At 69.4% G+C, this 16,749-nt stretch carries 13 protein-coding genes and 1 pseudogene; 2 read left to right on the forward strand and 12 right to left on the reverse strand.

What is annotated here, in order from left to right; translation table 11 throughout:
• Positions 1–305: 305 nt before the first annotated feature.
• Positions 306–1,736 carry a glycoside hydrolase family 43 protein gene (locus tag IM697_RS30500; RefSeq protein WP_194039307.1) on the forward strand — a complete coding sequence of 477 codons (1,431 nt, stop codon included), beginning with the start codon at positions 306–308 and terminating at the stop codon, positions 1,734–1,736.
• Positions 1,737–2,067: 331 nt separating this feature from the next.
• Here the strand turns inward: IM697_RS30500 and IM697_RS30505 are convergent, their stop codons facing one another.
• From IM697_RS30505 to aztB, 9 genes are all read right to left on the reverse strand, one after another.
• Positions 2,068–2,787, reverse strand: coding sequence for a haloacid dehalogenase type II (locus IM697_RS30505; RefSeq protein ID WP_194039308.1), 720 nt, complete (start codon positions 2,785–2,787; stop codon positions 2,068–2,070).
• A 63-nt stretch (positions 2,788–2,850) separates the two neighbouring features.
• Positions 2,851–3,933 (reverse strand): phosphotransferase, encoded by a 1,083-nt coding sequence (locus IM697_RS30510; RefSeq protein WP_228044237.1) that lies wholly within the window; start codon positions 3,931–3,933, stop codon positions 2,851–2,853.
• Between the two features lie 23 nt (positions 3,934–3,956).
• Positions 3,957–5,306, reverse strand: coding sequence for an aspartate aminotransferase family protein (locus IM697_RS30515; RefSeq protein ID WP_194039309.1), 1,350 nt, complete (start codon positions 5,304–5,306; stop codon positions 3,957–3,959).
• Positions 5,307–5,530: 224 nt separating this feature from the next.
• The gene (locus IM697_RS30520) at positions 5,531–6,697 is read right to left on the reverse strand and encodes an ROK family transcriptional regulator (protein ID WP_194039310.1); all 1,167 of its coding nucleotides are present in this window, start codon (positions 6,695–6,697) and stop codon (positions 5,531–5,533) included.
• A gap of 421 nt (positions 6,698–7,118) precedes the next feature.
• Positions 7,119–7,292, reverse strand: coding sequence for a hypothetical protein (locus tag IM697_RS30525; protein ID WP_194039311.1), 174 nt, complete (start codon positions 7,290–7,292; stop codon positions 7,119–7,121).
• 269 nt (positions 7,293–7,561) lie between these two features.
• A complete protein-coding gene (aztD, locus tag IM697_RS30530; RefSeq protein ID WP_194039312.1) occupies positions 7,562–8,761 on the reverse strand; it encodes a zinc metallochaperone AztD in 1,200 nt (399 codons plus the stop codon).
• Positions 8,762–8,854: 93 nt separating this feature from the next.
• Positions 8,855–9,814 carry a zinc ABC transporter substrate-binding protein AztC gene (gene aztC, locus IM697_RS30535; protein WP_194039313.1) on the reverse strand — a complete coding sequence of 320 codons (960 nt, stop codon included), beginning with the start codon at positions 9,812–9,814 and terminating at the stop codon, positions 8,855–8,857.
• Complete coding sequence (locus IM697_RS30540; RefSeq protein ID WP_194039314.1) at positions 9,811–11,019, reverse strand: PQQ-binding-like beta-propeller repeat protein; 1,209 nt, start codon at positions 11,017–11,019, stop codon at positions 9,811–9,813. The genes aztC and IM697_RS30540 overlap by 4 nt, the downstream gene beginning before the upstream one ends.
• 41 nt (positions 11,020–11,060) lie before the next feature.
• Complete coding sequence (gene aztB, locus IM697_RS30545; RefSeq protein ID WP_194039315.1) at positions 11,061–11,918, reverse strand: zinc ABC transporter permease AztB; 858 nt, start codon at positions 11,916–11,918, stop codon at positions 11,061–11,063.
• Between the two features lie 14 nt (positions 11,919–11,932).
• Here aztB and aztA point away from each other — a divergent pair, with 14 nt between their 5' ends.
• A complete protein-coding gene (gene aztA, locus IM697_RS30550; RefSeq protein ID WP_194039316.1) occupies positions 11,933–12,676 on the forward strand; it encodes a zinc ABC transporter ATP-binding protein AztA in 744 nt (247 codons plus the stop codon).
• Between the two features lie 158 nt (positions 12,677–12,834).
• Here aztA and IM697_RS45080 read toward each other — a convergent pair.
• The 3 genes and pseudogenes from IM697_RS45080 to IM697_RS30560 all read right to left on the reverse strand — a co-directional run.
• Positions 12,835–12,957 (reverse strand): annotated as a pseudogene (locus IM697_RS45080) (AraC family transcriptional regulator); the annotation flags it as partial.
• 233 nt (positions 12,958–13,190) lie between these two features.
• Positions 13,191–14,963 carry an ABC transporter permease subunit gene (locus IM697_RS30555; protein WP_194039317.1) on the reverse strand — a complete coding sequence of 591 codons (1,773 nt, stop codon included), beginning with the start codon at positions 14,961–14,963 and terminating at the stop codon, positions 13,191–13,193.
• A complete protein-coding gene (locus IM697_RS30560; RefSeq protein WP_194039318.1) occupies positions 14,964–16,487 on the reverse strand; it encodes an ABC transporter substrate-binding protein in 1,524 nt (507 codons plus the stop codon). It lies immediately after the preceding gene.
• Between the last annotated feature and the right edge of the window lie 262 nt (positions 16,488–16,749).

Below are 16,749 nucleotides of genomic sequence, written 5' to 3' on the forward strand. Positions count from 1 at the left end.
ACGATGTCCGACATGTCGAACAAAGCAAAGCCCGTTGCCGGACCCCTCTGGCTCGCCTCCGCTTCCGCTCCGCGACGTGAAACAAGGATGTCTCTCTCATGAGCGATGCTCCCGCCGCTGCCGGCGTGGAACAGGTCGTCCGCCGACTCTTCGCCACGACGACGGCCGCGACAGGGGCAGCCGCTGCCACAGGCAACAGCCCAGTACCCCTGCCCCTGCGGCACAGCCACCGGCTTCCAGTGGTCACGCGTCCGGCACCCCGTTTCCACCCCGTCCCGGCACCCGTAGAAAGACAGGACACCCGCATGTCAAGACTGCTCACCCGGCTCGCGGCGATATTCGTCGCCGTCGGCCTCTTCTTCACCTCCCAATCCCTGGCCGCGCCTCAGCGGGCGGCCGCCGCCGACCCGGGCTATCTGATGCTGCACTTCACCGGGGAGGGGTCGACCGGTCAGCAGATGTACCTCTCCCACAGTACGGACGGCCTGCACTGGAACGACCTCAACGACGGAGCGTCGATCCTGCGCTCCACGGTCGGCACGCGCGGGGTGCGTGACCCCGCACTGGTGAGATCCCCGAACGGTGACAAGTACTGGATCATCGCCACCGACCTGTGCATCGGCTGCGGGCAGAACTGGGAGGCCGCCGTGTACAACGGCAGCCGCAACCTCGTGGTGTGGGAGTCGACGGACCTGATCAACTGGTCGGAGCCGTGGCTGCTCAACGTCGCCGGCGCGATCCCCGACGGGCGCAACGCCTGGGCGCCGGAAGCAATCTGGGACCCGGCCTCCAACAACTACGTCCTGTACTGGGCGACGAACAAACCGGTCGACGGCGTGAAGAAGCACCGCATCTACTACGCCCACACCAGCGACTTCCGCTCCATCACCACCCCGCAGATCTACATCGAGCGCCCCGGCATGCAGGAAATCATCGACACCCAGATCGTCGAGATGCCGGCCGGCGTCGGCGACTACCGCTATGTGCGGGCCTCCGGCGACGGGCAGATCACCCTCGAAGGCAGCAACTCGATCCTCGGAACCTGGACCAACCTCGGCAACCTCTCCGGCATCGGCCTGACCGGTGCCCAGGTCGAGGGCCCGATGTGGATGAGGTTCCGCGACCGCGACGAGTGGGCGCTCTACCTCGACCAGTACTCCTCCGGACGCGGGTACATGCCGGTCACGACGGCCAACCCCTCCGCCCCCGGCACCTACCGGATTCCGGCGTCGGGAAGCTACTCCATGGGCGGCACCAAGAAGCGCCACGGCTCGATCCTGAATCTCACGGCCACCGAGGAGACCCGCGTCCTCGCACGCTGGGCCAGCACCCCGGCCAAGCGGCTCCAGTCGTACAACTTCCAGGACCGGTACGTGCGCCACGCCAACTTCGACGTACGCATCGACCAGAACATCACCGGCCCCGACGCCCAGTTCCGGCTGCGGCCCGGCCTGGCAGGCTCCGGAACCGTCTCCTTCGAGTCGGTGAACTACCCCGGCTACTTCCTGCGGCACGCCAACAACGACTTCCAGCTGGTCCGCAACGACGGCACCACCCAGTTCGCCGCTGACGCCACCTTCCGCCAGGTCGCCGGCCTCGCCGACGCCACCTGGTCCTCCTTCCAGTCCTACAACCACCCCGACCGCTACATCCGCCACTACGCCTACCAACTCCGCCTCGACCCGATCACCACCGCGACAGGACGCGCCGACGCCACCTTCCGCGTGACGAACTGACCCGCACCGACAGGGACGCCGGCGCCTCCACGAGAGCGCCGGCGTCCCCTTCCTCTGCATCCCCATGCTGACGGAGGTGGCCGTCGGCGTCTGCTCACGGGCCCGCGCCCACCCGCCGGTCGCACGACACTCGACATAGCGAACACCCGGAGAGGAAGTACCGTGACCCTCCGCCACCTCAGGTCGTGGTTGGCCGGCGCCGCGGCCGCCCGACGCTACTTCCGCTCTCCGGCGGCGAGCGCGGTGCCGGCCGTGCCGAGTGAGCTTGTAATGGATCTGGACGGTACGAGGGCTGCGCTCGAACGTCCTATCGTCAACTATCCGGGGGATGTCAGCGCTTCGCCTCCCGCGCCGCTCGCGCGAACGAGATCATGTCCGGGAACTCAAGAGCGTAGGAGTACTCCGCCGCGGGCTCGGGAGTGGCGCCCCAGCCCGGACGGTCGTGCCGGCGATTGATCCACACCGACGGCAGACCATGACGCTTGGCAGGCACGTGGTCGTGGAAGAGGCTCTGCGCGACATGCAGCACCCGCTCGCGCGGGACGCCCATCTCCTCCAGCGCCTCGTCAAGGGCCTCGAAGTGGTTCGGAGCCGGCTTGTACGCCTTGACGTCCTCGGCCGTGATGATCCGGTCGAACTCAACACCCAGACGCTTGTTCGACCCTGCGAAGCCCGCCCGGTGAACGTTGGACAGGATGATGAGCTTGTAGTCCTCGGCCAGGAGGGCGAGCGCTTCGGCCGAGTCGTCGAAGGCCGGCCAGTCCGGAACAGAGTTGCCCAGTCGCTGCGCCCACTCCTCGCTCACGGGCCGTCCGAGCTTGTCCCCGGTGCGTCGGAACGCCTCGGCGAGAACCGCCGAGTAGAGGGCATCGGGCATGTCCACTGCGGCCTGGGCCTCGTTATCCGCGTAGGCGAGCAGCAGTTCCTCGTCGGAGAGGTCGAGAGCAGCTTCCTTCGCCCACGGGGCCAGCACGGCGGCGATGCCGGCCTCCCAGTCGATAAGCGTGCCGTAACAATCGAAGCTCAGCGCGTCGTAGTCGGCGAGATTCATGGATCCTCCTTGGAGTGTGGTGACCGTGCGCGGACGCAACTGCACATGTTCGGGACTGGCTTTTCAGGCATGCCCGTGACGGGCTTCCCTGAGGTACTCGACGACGTCGTCCAGGCTCACGGTCAAGGAACGCCCGATATTGATCCAGTCGTCCTTGGCGTGACCGAGGAGGTACTCACGCCGTTCAGGTGCGCGCTCCGCGCGCCAGTTCGTGATCAGCGCACGCAGTGTGAGTCGTGCCAACGCGGCAACCGGGAGCAGCGGGAGTTCCGAGGCCTGGATCGGCCGCTTGCGTTGGTAGCCGGCGGCGAAGGCGCAGGCGTCCCGCCAGGGATGATCCGGTGTCCTGCCGAGCAGGTTCGCCATGGGAACGGCGGGATCGAAGATCACCGCACTGCGCACCGTGTCGCCGAAGTCGATGACACCGGTGACGAAGTGATCGCTCTTCTCTGGGTCCACCACGATGTTGTAAGGGCTGAAGTCTCCGTGGATCACTTGCGTTTCGAGATCACTCAGCCTCGGGACGACGTTTTCGCCGAAGAGCCGGAAGACCGACTGGGCCAACTGGCGGTGCTCGGGGCTCGGCGTGTGCTCGACCAGTTCGGTCAGTTGGTGGAAATGCCGGATGTCCCATGCCAGTCGTCGTCGGTCCGCCGGGTGTGTGAACGGCCTGAGCGCCACGTCGATCAGCCCCAGCATCTCGCCCGCCTCGGCGAGCCGCTCCGTGTCCGGGTTCGCATCGGCCAGGACCTGGCCTTCGACGAAGTCGAACACCCGCAGGGTGCGCGTCCTGCCGTCGTTCAGCCTGATCGTGACATGGTCGTCTCCGTCGGCGGTCAGCTTCACCCGCTGGACGGGCAAGTGCGGGGCGGTGGTTTCGAGGTGGCGCATCGCGGCGGTCTGGAGGGCGACGACCGCCTCCGCCTCGTCAGGTGGTGAGACCTTCACGAGGTAGTTGCTCGAGTCGGTGCTGAGTCGGAACGTGTCGTCCTTCTCGGTCGCCAGTCGCCCCAAGCGTCCGGTCAGGCGGTAGTGCTCCTCGAGGAGAATGCTCACCAGCATCACGTCGATGGGCTCGTGGGACGACGTCAGGCCGCTCTCATGGAGGAGCCGCTGAGCATGGTTCGCGGCTGGTGAGGTGTTCACGGTCAGTCCCTTCGGTCAGCCTGTCACAGACGGTTCTTCGCGACCTCGGCGAAGGTCTCGAGGAATCGCGTCACATCGGCGGAGTCGAAGGCCAGCGGAGGGCGGATCTTCAGCGTGTTCGCCGACGTGCCCGTGCCGCTGATCAGGACGCGGCGATCGCGCATGTCGTTGATGACGTCCTCGGCACGTGCGCGGTCGGGCTCGAGGGTCTGGCGGTCCTTGACGATCTCCACGCCGACGTAGAGACCGGCGCCGCGGACTTCGGCGACGTAGGGGGAGTCCTTGGTGATCTCCCGCAGCCCCGCGCGCAGAGCGTTGCCGCTCTCCAGGACGCGCTGCTGCACGTTCTCCTTCTCGAAGACGTCCAGCACCGCGGCGCCTGCGGCCACGGGGATGGAACTGCCGCCGAAGGTGTTGAAGTAGCGGACGTTGCGTCCGAACTCCTCGCAGACCTCGGGGCGGAAGACCACACCCGAGATCGGCAGGCCGTTGCCCATCGGCTTGCCCATGGTGACGATGTCCGGCAGCACACCGTGGCGGCTGAAGCCCCACATCGACTCCCCGAGCCGGGCGAATCCCGACTGGACCTCGTCCGCGATGTAGACACCGCCGGCCGCGTGCACCTCCTCCACCACGGCCTGCATGTAGCCGGGGGGGTCGGTGAAGATGCCATCGCTGCTGTAGGCGCAGTCGGTGATCAGGGCCGCGAGCCGGTATCCGTGGCGCTCGAGGTCGTCGATCGCGCCGCGCACCTGCTGCCGCATGTGCTCGTCGAGCGTGGATCCGGGAGCGACGTGGCGCGGGTCAGGAGCGTCGATGAGCCGGACGTTCGGGCCCAGCGGCGAGCCCGCACCGAGGGTCGGTGAGAAGCTCGCCACCTCACGAGTGAGGCCGTGGTAAGCCCAGCGGGTGACGATGATGCCCTCACCGCCCGTGTGGAACCGCGCCACCCGAACCGCCAGGTCGTTCGCCTCCGACCCGCTGCACGCGATGCTCAGCCTGGACAGCTCCTCGGGGAAGGTCGCGAGGAGCCGCTCCGCGTAGTCGACCAGTGCTTCCTGGACGTAGCGCGTGTTGGTGTTGACCGCGGTCATCTGGCGGGCGACGGCCTCGGCCACGTGGGGGTGGGCGTGCCCGACGCAGGGGACGTTGTTGTAGGCGTCGAGGTAGTCGTTGCCGTCACGGTCGATCAGGTGGGCGCCGCGGCCGGAGACGAACTCGACCGGCTCCCTGTAGATCAGCGTGTAGCCAGGGCCCAGCACCTTGTTCCGGCGCTGGATGGTCTCTTGGAGGTGCTCGGGGAGTTCGCTCAGTACCCCGGGGTCGAACCGGTTGGGGTAGTGAGCTATCGCCCGACTCAGCGTCGAAGTCATCGGCAGGCACACCTTCAGTCTCGTTCCGGGTTGCTCGCTGCGTTGGCCGGAACCATACCACCATTAATTCCAGTTCCAATCTGAAACTAGAAACTCCTGTGTCCGCCCCGATGATCGCCACAGGCGAGAGGCGCCGGCCGGCCGTTGCTGTCGTGGGCTCCGTCTGATGGCGGGACCCGTGTCCTCACCTGCGCCCGGAAGCGTCTCGCCTGCCGGCGGTCGGCTCAGAAGGCCGGTGCGGACTTCTGCGAGAGCCGGTTCTGTTGCCGTGCTCCGAGCACGGCGTCGCGCAGCCGTTCCTGAACGATCGTCAGGCATGCGTAGACCGCGCCTTGTGCCGTCGACAGACCGATCTGATGCGGACCCGTCCTGATCTCCGGCACCGCCGGAAGGCTCTGGTCGAGCCGCCCGCGCACCTGGGGAAGGACGACGTCGACGAGCGGGCGCAGTCGGCCCACGAAGTACACCGACTCCGGGTCGAGCGTCACGGCGACGACGCTGACAGCGGTCACGATCGCGGTGGTGAACGCCTGCAGCACTTCGGCGTGCGGCGCCTCCGTGTGCGGTTGCAGCCAGAGATCCTCGATGCGCTCCAGGTCGAGCCCCCGCTTGCGGGCGAACCGGAGGAGACCTCGGGTGCTCAGCAGGTCGTCAAGGCTCTCGTCGCCGACTCCGGAGGAGAGCACACCGATGTCGCCGAAGGTGGGTGTACTTCCCCGGGCGAGCTCGTGATCCGTGCAGCTGGCGAAGTTCAGTATGGTGCTGACGCTGAAAAGCGCGGCGTTCCTGATGGTGGCGTCGTTCGTGAGGATCCCGAGCAGGGACGCGTTGGCGTCGCTGTCGAGGAGCACGGGGGCCTCCACGAGGTTTTCGACGGCTTGCTGGAGGCCTGGGCCCGCGAAGATTTTCATCGACTCCGCGGGGCCGAAGATCTCGGTGCCGCCCCGGACCCGGCCGGGCACTGCGGCGACGATCTGACGCAGAGGACCCTGCGCGGATCGGGCGGCCTCCGCGATGAGGTCGACCAGCCATCGCGCGGCGTCCTCGACCTCCTGGTGATCGGCGGTGGGAACCGTCACGTGCTGGATCTCACGACCCCTCAGGTCGGTCACCAGCACACCCGTGGTCTGGGCACCGAAGCTGACACCGGCGACATGCCCGGTCGTGCCGGGCAGGTCCAGATAGGTGGAGCGGCGGCCGCGGCCGGTGATCTCGTCGACCCCGCCGTCGACGACGAAGCCGTCGGCACGGAGCTCCTCCACCGCTCTGGACACCGTGGCCTTGCTCAGGCCCGTCAGCTCGATGAGCTGGTTCCGCGTCAAGGGCGCGTGGGAGAGGACCACGTCGAGGACTGATGCCTTGTTGTAGTCGCGCGAGGTCGGATTGGTCACGTGATGACCATAGCGAGCCCGGTACGTCGATCGGGCAGGGACCGGTTTGGGCAGTACGACCAGGGGTTTCGACGCGGTGACAAGCAGGTGCTTCGGCGGATCCGCCGCTCCCGCCCGGGCGCGCTCGAAGGGGTCCGTATCGGCTTCCTCCGCCTTGCCGGACGGTTCTCGACTCATCTGTCATGAACTCCGTAGGTCCCCCAAGCGCTCCAGGGGCGCATCGCCGCGTTGCGGAGAAGGGCAGGAAGCCCGGGGCCGGCGCCCTGCCTTAGGGCGGCTTGACCTCTGCACGAGCGTAACAGCTTTTGTTTCGGACTGGAACTGCAACAAATAGTGCTGGCTGAGCCCAGCATCGAGCACCTTCCGACGCGCCTGACGGAAGCTGCCCATGCCCTGATGCCCTGGGCGGCCCACCGCCTGATCAGCCGCGGCAGCCTCCACGGGGCCGGGCACAGGCACCGTGGGCCGCTGCGACGGCAAGAGAAAGGTGGGAGTTCATGGCCAGCGCGGACTGGGGCAGGTGCAGGGCGAGCATGGAGGCGTCCTGGAACTCCTTGTCGGAGCCGGTCAGCCCGCCGTCCTTGCCGTAGAACATCGTGGTGGTCGGCGGACTTCCAGTTCTCCACGCCCTGGAGCCCGGCCCGGCGGATCACCCGCGCGGTGCACGGCGTCATCCGCGGCCAGCGGCTGCTGACCACAGTGCCCGAGCCGTCGGCGCCACGCTCCCCGGACCGCGCCCGCGCCTCTCGGCGGCAGGTCCCAGGTGACGAGTCCGCTCGGACCACCTCGGCGAGACCGCGGTGCACCGGCGCGGCGATGACAAGCCGCTGCCCGGTGCGGTACGGCCTCACCGAGGTCGGAGGATCAGTGGCCCGCGACGGTGCCGGACAGTTCGTTCGTGCTCTTCGGCAGGGTCACGGACGTGACCTTCTCGCCCGATTCGATGTCGACGGCGTGCAGCTTGCGCTTGCCCGGCTCGGAGACGTACGCGATGTGGTCGCGGACGAAGAGGGTGGGCCGGGGCTGCTGCCAGTCCAGCGGCTCCTGCCACTCGTCCACGACGGGGATCTTCTTGTCCACCTTGCCCGTCTCCGGGTCGATGACATGGAGGGCGCCGTTGGTGCCGAGGAGGAGGGCCTCCCCCTGGGGTCCGCGGCCGAGCGAGCGGAAGGAGTAGCTGGTGCCCAGGTCGACCAGGCGCAGCTTCCCCGTCTCGGTGTCGATGAGGGAGATGCGGGTCGGCCGCTCCAGTTCGGCCTCCGGGTCGGTCTTGTAGTCGCCCAGGAGGATGGGGGATGTGTCGCTGCCGCGCTGGTTGCCGATGCGGCCGTAGTCGTCGGGGGCGTCGACCTTGGTGAACTTGCCGTCCTTGTAGATCAGGAGGCCGTCCTCGCAGCCGATGCCGATGGCCTCGCCCTTGGCGGCGGCCTCGCCGTGGACGCCGGGGCAGTTCTCGTTGCGCTTGATCTCCTTGTTGTTCTTGTCGAGGACGAGGGCGCCGGTGCGCTTTTCCTCGGTGCCGAGGGTGCTGAGGAGTTCGCCGTTGCTCAGTTCGATGGCGACGCCGTGGTGCGGCTCGGCGGAGGTGTAGGTGCGGCCTTGCGGCTTCTTGCCGCCCTTGAGGTCGTCGGGGTCGAAGACGTTGACCTCGCCGGTGCCGTCGGTGAACAGGACCGTCTTGCCGGCGTGCTGGACGACGTGGCCCGGCTTTGCGCCCTTGTACTCGATGTCGGTGAGGGTCTGCTCGGTGGCGTTCAGGACGCGGAAGCCGGCGTCGGTGGAGACGATGACGTGGGAGTCGTCGCCGGCGGAGTTGAGGCGGTTGAAGCCGGGCAGCTCGATCGTGTTGGCGAGCTTCAGACTCTCGCCGTCCAGGATGTACAGTCCGCCGTCGAACGTGGCGACCAGCGGGTCCTTGACCGCCACGGCCTTCGTGCTCGGCGCCGCCTTGGCCTTCGCGTCGGACGAGGAGCTGTCCTCCCCTCCGCAGGCGGTCAGAACCGCGGCGGCCGCCAGGGCGAGGGCCGTCCCCGTGACGGCTCTGTTGCGTATCGGCTTGTTCACCGGTGTGTTCCTTTCTGTGCCGCGCGTGCGCGGCGTCGGGTGGGAGTGTGTGATGGCCGTGGTCGGCCGGTGTCCACGTCAGGTGGCGCTGGTTCAGGCGCCGGTCAGGCCCTCGGTCATGGCGGTGGTGTTGGCGCGCATCATCTGCAGGTAGGTGCCGGCGCCCTTGGCCTTCTCGGTCAGCGATTCGGAGTAGAGCTCGACGACCCGCACCTGGCCGCCCAGTTCGGTGCGCAGGACCTCGGCCAGCCGCTTGGGCTGAGAGGAGTCCGCGAACACGGTTTGTACGCCTGCCTGCCGCATCGCCCGGGTGAGCGAGCGCAGGTCGGAGGAGCTGGGCGAGGCCAGCGTCGTACCGCTCGGGATCACCGCGCCGATGACGCGGAAGCCGAAGCGTTCGGCGAGGTAGCCGAAGACGTGGTGGTTGGTCACCAACGCGCGCCGCTGTTCGGGTACGCGGTCGAAGGACTTCTCCATCCAGGCGGTGAGGTCGGCGAGTCGGCCGTCGTAGCGGTCGGCGTTGGCGCGGACCGTCTTCTCGTCCACGCCGTCCACGTGCTTGACGACCTGGTCGGCGATCAGGCGGGCGGCCTTGCGGACGCGGTCGGGGTCGGTCCAGAAGTGCGGGTCGGACTGCCCGGCCTCCCCCTCGGGCCCGCCGTCGTCGTGCGCCTGGAAGGTGAGTGGGTCGACCGCCTTGCCGGCCTCGAAGGTGGGCACCCCGGACTCGCGGGCGGCGTCCACGTGCCGCAGTACGTTCTCCTCCAGGCCCAGCCCGTTGAAGACCACCAGGTCCGCGCGCTCCAACTCGGCGGCCTGCACGGCCGACAGGCCGAAGGAGTGCGGGTCGGCGTTCGGCTTCATCAGCACGGTGACGTCGGCTTCGTCGCCGACGATCTCCTGGGTGATGTCGCCCAGGATGTTGGTCGTCACGACCACCCGGGGCCGGTCGTCGCTGCTCCTGCAGCCGGTGCCAGCACCGGCCAAGGCGAGGGTGAGCAGGACCAGCAGGAGGGTGCGCGGCCGCCGCGGCCCTCGCGTACGTCTCGTCATCGTCCGGTCTCCACCATCAGGGCCGGCTCGATGTCCAGGTCGAAGGTGCGCGCGATGCGCAGGTTGTCGTTGTAGTCGATCTCGTACACGCGTTTGCCCTTGGGGTCGTTGAGGTAGGCGCGGCTGCGGTCGACTTCGATGACCGGTCCCGCGTTCGCGTCGGTACGGGTCTCGGGGGCGCCCGTCAGAAGCGGCTTTGTCCTGGAGACCTGCTTGCCGGTGGCGATGTCGTAGCCGTGGAGTGCTCCGTCGGCCTCGAGGACGATCAGGACGGAGCCCTCGCCGGCGGTGTTGGCGGAGACGACGGGCCCGGTCTTCACCCGTGTCCAGGTGCGCTCGGTGACGTCCAGGACCCACACGGCCCGGTCCCCGGCCGACGCTGTGAGCGTGTCGCTGCCGGGCCGGTGCCGGAAGGCCGTGGCCCGTTCCTTTTCGGGTACGTCGCTGCCGTACGGGATCTTCTCGGCGGTGAAGGTGCCGTCGGTCTCACGGACGAGCAGGGCGCCGTCGGCGCAGCCGAGGACGACTCCGCGGCGGGTGACGGCGTCGCCCCGCGCCTCCTCGCACCGGGCGTCCGGCGACGCGGCCCGCCGGCCATCGCGGTCGTACACCGCGACCTTCCCGTCGTCCGTGACGCCGAGCAGGTGCTCCGCGTACGGCACGACGGCTCCCGTGTGCGTCCCGCGAAGCGTGCGGGCGGAGCCGACCTCGCCCTTCTCCAGACCGGCCCGGCGGTAGATCCTGGCGCGACCGTCCTCGTCGGTCACCGCTGTGACGGCGGCGTCGCTGCGGACGCGGGTGCCCGGGCCTGCGGGCAGCCGACCCACGTCACGTATCGCCGCGCGGTAGTAGTGGACGTGGTCGCCGTGGTCGACCATCCAGGCGCCGCTGTCCAGGACGTGCGTGCCGCCCGCGGTGTGGAAGTAGCCGAACCGGCCGTCCGTGGTCAGTTCCGTGGCGCCCGCCGTCCGGGACACCTCGTGCGTCTTCCCGGTGATCAGATCGAGTACCCGACTGTCGCCGGTGACCGGGTCGTTCAGCAGCAGCCGGGACTGCTGCTCGGCCTTCTCCTGGGCCCCCTCGACGTAACCGTGCGGAGCGGAGGCCGAGGCGGTGGCCCGCGGGGCTGACGCGGTGTCGTCGTGACTCGCGCAACTCGTGGTGAGCAGGGAGATCGCCACGAGCGCGGCGGGCGCCCAAGGCATGACGTTACTTCGGACGAGCAAAGGGATCGCCTCAGGTTCTTTCAGTCGGTCGCTGTGGCGTGAGCGCCGAGGAGGCGCGCACGGCGGTGGTGGCGGAGAGCGGATGCCAGGTGGGAGAGGAAGAACAGGCTCACCGCGAGAGCCGAGATGGTCGCGCCGGCCGCGGTGCTCAGGTGCCAGGACAGCAGCAGGCCACCGAAGGTGGCGGTGACACCGAGGAGCGCCGCGAGGGTCATCACGCCCCGCACACTGCGCGCCCAGGGCAGCGCTGCGGCCGGCGGAGCGATGAGCAGGCCCAGCACCAGCAGCGTGCCCACGATGTGGAAGGAGGCGACGATGGCCAGCGCCAGCAAGCCGAGCAGCACGGCGTGGGCCAGGCGGGGCCGCAGGCCGAGCGTCTGGGCCTTGCGTGCGTCGAAGGCCAGGACGAGGAAGGCCCGGTGGCCGAGGACCGAGACGGACAGTGCCAGCAGCAGCGCCACACCCAGCAACAGCAAGTCCTGCTCACGGACGGCGAGGACGTCACCGAAGAGGAACCCGGTCAGGTCGACCGCGAAGGACTGCGACCGCGACACGATGATGACACCGAGCGACAGCATCCCCACGAACAGCAGCCCGATCCCGGTGTCCTGAGACAGCCGCGGGGTGCGGCCGAGAGCCGTGACGCCGACTGTCATGACGGCCGCGCTCAACAGCGCCCCCAGCAGCAGGTTGCCGCCGAACAGCGCGGCGAGCGCGACTCCGGGCAACAGCCCGTGCGACATGGCGTCACCGAGGAAGGCCATTCCCCTGAGCACCACCCAGGTGCCGGCCAGGGCACAGATCGCCGACACCAACATTCCGCCCCACAGCGCCCTCTGCACGAAGGTCACCTCGAAAGGGCCCGTCAACCACTCCATATAAACGCACTATAATGAAAACCATGTTCAAAACACAGGGGCCCTCTCCCGCCCTCACCGAGGCCAGGTCGCCCCGGGTCCGCTTCACGGAGCTCTCCGCCGGATATCCCGGCCGCCCCGTTCTGCATCAACTAGACGCGGAGATACCGGCGTTGGCGATCACGGCGCTCGTCGGCCCGAACGGGAGCGGGAAGTCCACGCTGCTCGGAGTCATGGCCGGAGTGATCCAACCCACATCAGGCCGGCTCCACCACGCCGGCGACCGGCCGCCGGCGTTCGTCCCGCAGCGCGGCGCCGTCGCCGACACACTGCCGCTCACGGTCAGGCAGACAGTGGAGATGGGACGCTGGGGCGACCGCGGGCCGTGGCGCCGACTGAACCGGCAGGACCGAGCCACCGTGGACCAGGCCATGGAGAGGCTCGGCATCACTGACCTCGCCACCCGCCAACTCGGAGAACTGTCCGGCGGACAGCGGCAACGCGCCCTGATCGCCCAAGGACTCGCCCAGGAATCGGACCTGCTCCTCCTGGACGAACCGACCACGGGCCTGGACCCCGAAGCAAGGGACCGGATCGCCGCGCTGCTGACGGAGCTGGTCGCCGACGGCAGGACCGTCGTCGAGGCCACACACGACCTGGAAGCCGCACGCTCGGCGGACGCCTGCCTCCTGCTCCGCGACGGCCGGCTGGCGGGGCAGGGACACCCCGAGCAACTTCTCACCGCCTCAACGCTCGCCCGGATCTGGCAACCGGTGTGAGGCGACGGCCCTCTTCCTTTCTCGTGGCGATGGTGCTCACGTGCCGTCGACGGGCCCACGCCGATGAGAGCCGGCGCACCCTTCGAGCGCTCCCCCGCAGTCCCGCATGGAGTCGGTTCACCGAAGTGCTGGCTACGAGTGGATCCTGCTGGGCGCTGGCGGGCCGCCTGAAACGTACGCCGGTAAGCCTGGGGCGAGATGCCGATCGCCGCGTGCCGATGCTGGCGTAGGGAGGCGCCCGTGGCGAAGCCGACCCGGCCGGCGATCTGGTCCGCCGACACGGCACCGTCAAATCGCCCCTGACCGTTGCCCCATCACCCGCGCCTCCGTCGCGTCGTCGCCGCCAGCGACATCGGCCCACCATCGAGTGGTACGACCTCTCCCGGTGAGGCTCGCCCTGCCGGCGCGACACGCCATCGGGGATCCTCAGACCCCAGTGCCCTCACACGCTCTCGCGACAAGCCACCCGCCCCTCGTCCTCATGCACCGCCGATTCAGCAGGGCAGCATGATTCTCATCGGTCGGCCGCCCGTCGAAGCAAGCTCCGTCCCGAGGCCGTACCGGACACGGCGAGAACGGACAGCAGGACGAGGGCGAAGGCCGGGCCGAGTACCGTCCAGGGCGCCAGCTCCGCATACGGCTGGTTCTCCGACAGCAGGCGGCCCCACTCCGCGGTGGGCGGCTGCTCCCCCAGACCGAGGAAGCCTAGGGAGGCCAGTACGAGGACCGTGGTCGGCAGACGCAGAAGGGCGTTGCGCAGGACGGCGGGCAGTACGGCGGGCAGCAGGTGATGGCGGAGCAGATACCCCGGGCCGGCGCCGAAGGAGATGGACGCGAGCATGTGGCCGCTGGCCCGTTCCTGTTCGAGCAGCGCCGCGGACTGGGCGGCGTAGGGGGTCCAGCCGACCAGGCAGACCGCCAGCGCGGCACCCCAGACCGACGGGCCGGTCACAGCGGTCGTCAGCAGTCCGGCGAGGACGGCCGGCATCGTCGACACCACTTCCGTCAGGCCCGCGCCGACCTGTGCCGCCATGCCGAGCAGCAGCCCGGTGAGGGTGCACACGGCGGTCACCGCGAGGGCCACGCCCACCGTGCGCAGCGCTCCGTGGCCCAGCCGGGCCAGCAGATCCCGGCCGAGTGAGTCCGTGCCCAACGGGTGCGCGGCGGAGGGCGGGAGCAGTCGGGCCGCCGTGTCCACGTGCAGGGGGTCGCGCAGCAGTCCGGCGATGATCAGGGCGATCAGGGCGATGGCGCAGGCTCCGGCGGCCCAGCGCGTGGAGCGCCCTCGGGCGAGGGTGGGCGCGTGCAGGGTGGGCAGGGCCCTGTCCCGCAGGGCGGGGCCGAGCAGGGCGCGACGCAGGGCCTGGATGAGGAGGCCGGCGGCGACGCCGAGCAGGATGAGGGCCAGTGTCGCGGTCTGCAGGGGCGGGAGATCCTGGGCGATGGCGGCGTCCAGGGCCAGGCGGCCGAGCCCGGGAATGTTGAAGATCTTCTCCACCGCGACCGCGCCTCCGACCAGGGCCACGACGGTCGGCAGGAGTTGGGGGAGGACACCGGCCAGCGCGCGACGCAGCGCATGCCGGGCGACGTGGTTGGGTGCGAAGCCGTGGGCGTGCCAGGTCCGGGCCCACGGCTCGTTGAAGGCGGCGGGCAGCGACTGGTCGAGCAGACCGCCGATCATCGCCCCGGACGGCACGCCGAGGGCGAGCGCGGGCAGCACCATCGACGCAGGTCCCTGCCATCCGCTGGACGGGAACCAGCCCAGCCACACCCCGCACACCGTGGCGAGCAGCGAGGCCAGCAGGAACTTCGGCAGCGCCGCGAGAACGGCCGCCGCGGTGCCCGCCCGCGCCCGCCGCAGCCGTCGCCGGGCGCCGAGGTACAGAGTGCGGGTGCAGACCAGCGCGGCCACCGCGACCGTGACCAGGAGCGCCCCGAGCATCAGCGTCACCGACACCGCGAACGCGGTCGTCACCTGGGGCAGAACCGGTTCGCCCGACACCCAGGACGTGCCCGCGTCACCGCGCGGCAGCCCGCCGAGCCAGCCCACGAGGTGACTGAACGGCCCCTCGTCCAAGCCCAGTTGCTCCCGTACGGTCGCCATCTGCGCGGGCGTCGGGTCCTGGTCGGCGGAGCGGGCCCGCAGGACCGTCAGCGCGGGGTCGTTGCCGGACAGCCAGGGCAGCAGGGCTACGGCCGTCAGCAGCGCGGTCCCTGCGAAGAGGCGGCCGACGCCCGTGCCCCATGAGGAGTGACGGGCATCGGCGCCGGCCGATGTCACGCTCATCTACTTCAGACGCGTGTCGACGTCGACCAGCGACCGCTCGCGCGGGTCGAGGAGCACGCCCTCGACATCGGCGCTGATGCCCTGCACGACCTTCTCGTGGACCAGCGGCACGACGGCGTCCGTGCGCAGGATCTCCGCCTCGGCCCGCATGGTCTTCTGCTGCCGCTGCGCGGTGTCGCTTTCCTCGGCGGCGGCCTTGATGGCCTGGTCGACCTTGGTGTCCTTCAGACCCGCGATGTTGTAGACGCCGTCGCTGGTGAAGTCGCTCGCGAGGTAGGCGACCGCGTCACCGGTGTCGAGGAGCGTCACACGGGAGAAGACGAGCGCGTCGTACTTGCCCGCGAGGAGGTCGGCCTCCATCTGCGTGTACTCGCGCACGTCCTGCTTCACCGTGAACCCGGCCTTCTCCATCTGCTGCTGCAGCACGGTCGCGGCCTCGGGCAGTTCGGCCCTGTTGGTGTAGGTGGCCAGGCGCAGGGTCTTGCCCTTGGTCTCTGCCTTCACCTGCGCGGTGGTCCCGGCCTTCGCGCGACCCGTCACTTCGACGCGCTTGTCGGCCGCCCAGGGGACCGCCGGCCCGAACAGGCCCTGCGCGCGGTCGGCGTACCCGCCGAAGACCGAGTCGACGAGGGCGGAACCGTCCACGGACTCGCGGGCAGCCGCCCGCAGCGACGCGTCGGCGAAGATGCCGCTGCCGGTGTTGAGAATCAGGCTGTCGGTCCGCACGGAGGGGACTTCGTGGCGGGTGCCCTTCTTCAGCAGCTTCGCCTGGGCGGTGGGGATCCACTCGGCGACGTCGACGTCGCCGCTGCGCAGGGCGTTGGCGCGGGCGCTGCCGTCGGCGATCCACGTGACGTCGACGCCGGACGACTTGGCCGTGCCGCCCCAGTAGCCGTCGTAGCGGTCGAGCGTGGCCTTGGACTTGCCGGTGAGCTTGGTGATCTTGAAGGGGCCGGTTCCGGTGCCGATCGGGCTGGCGGTGCCGTCCTTCGCGTACGCCTTGGCGGCGAGGATGGCCAGCGCCGGGCTGGCCAGGCGCAGCGGGAGCACCGGGTCGGCGGCCTTGGTGCTGATGGTGACGGTGTCGGCGTCGTCGGCCTTCGCGGTGAGGGTGACGTCGCTGAGGACGCGGGGTTTGGGTTCGGCGGCACTCGCGTGGTCGAGCGCGTTGACGACGGACTCGGCGGTGACCTGGGTGCCGTCCTGGAAGGTGGCCTTGCGCAGTTCGAAGGTCCAGGTGGTGTCGTTCGTCTGCTTCCAGGACTTCGCCAAGGCGGGTGCGGCGGCGCCGTCCTTGTCCAGCGCGGTGAGGCCTTCGGCCACGGAGAGCTTGCTCAGCACGGTGGCGTCATTGCTGTACGGGGACAGCGACTGCACCGGCGGCACGGCGAGGGCCACCCGCAGCCGACCGCCCGAGCCGCCCTTGTCGCCCGTACCCGAGCCGCCCTCCCCTGACACGAAACAGCCGGCCAGCAACGGAGTGAGAGCAAGCGCCGCGATGAGACGGCGGGAGGTCGTACGCATGGAGGTCCTGTCGCGCGGGATAAGGGGATACGGCCCCCGTGCACGCCAGGCGGCTCGAGGAGGCTGCGTCAGCATATAAGGCAAGCCTTACTTGATCTACCTTGTTAGGTGAATTCTCAATCAATGGACGGCTCGTGAAGGGCCCTTCGACGCGCCGACGCGCCTCGCACGGCTTCGCAGGAGGCATACGGTGATGGACGTCAGGCTCGACCGCAGAGCCTTCCTACGCGGGATCGGCTCCGTCGCGGCAGGCGCCGCCGCC

Source organism: Streptomyces ferrugineus, assembly GCF_015160855.1.
Taxonomy (GTDB): Bacteria; Actinomycetota; Actinomycetes; order Streptomycetales; family Streptomycetaceae; genus Streptomyces; species Streptomyces ferrugineus.

Excerpts from the sequence above, each read along its gene's own strand:
- IM697_RS30525 (WP_194039311.1), bottom strand. The coding sequence starts at position 7,292 with ATGTTCTACGGCAAGGACGGCGGGCTGACCGGCTCCGACAAGGAGTTC.
- IM697_RS30500 (WP_194039307.1), top strand. The coding sequence starts at position 306 with ATGTCAAGACTGCTCACCCGGCTCGCGGCGATATTCGTCGCCGTCGGC.
- IM697_RS30515 (WP_194039309.1), bottom strand. The coding sequence starts at position 5,306 with ATGACTTCGACGCTGAGTCGGGCGATAGCTCACTACCCCAACCGGTTC.
- IM697_RS30560 (WP_194039318.1), bottom strand. The coding sequence starts at position 16,487 with ATGCGTACGACCTCCCGCCGTCTCATCGCGGCGCTTGCTCTCACTCCG.
- aztC (WP_194039313.1), bottom strand. The coding sequence starts at position 9,814 with ATGACGAGACGTACGCGAGGGCCGCGGCGGCCGCGCACCCTCCTGCTG.
- IM697_RS30505 (WP_194039308.1), bottom strand. The coding sequence starts at position 2,787 with ATGAATCTCGCCGACTACGACGCGCTGAGCTTCGATTGTTACGGCACG.
- IM697_RS30555 (WP_194039317.1), bottom strand. The coding sequence starts at position 14,963 with ATGAGCGTGACATCGGCCGGCGCCGATGCCCGTCACTCCTCATGGGGC.
- IM697_RS30540 (WP_194039314.1), bottom strand. The coding sequence starts at position 11,019 with ATGCCTTGGGCGCCCGCCGCGCTCGTGGCGATCTCCCTGCTCACCACG.
- aztB (WP_194039315.1), bottom strand. The coding sequence starts at position 11,918 with ATGGAGTGGTTGACGGGCCCTTTCGAGGTGACCTTCGTGCAGAGGGCG.
- aztA (WP_194039316.1), top strand. The coding sequence starts at position 11,933 with ATGAAAACCATGTTCAAAACACAGGGGCCCTCTCCCGCCCTCACCGAG.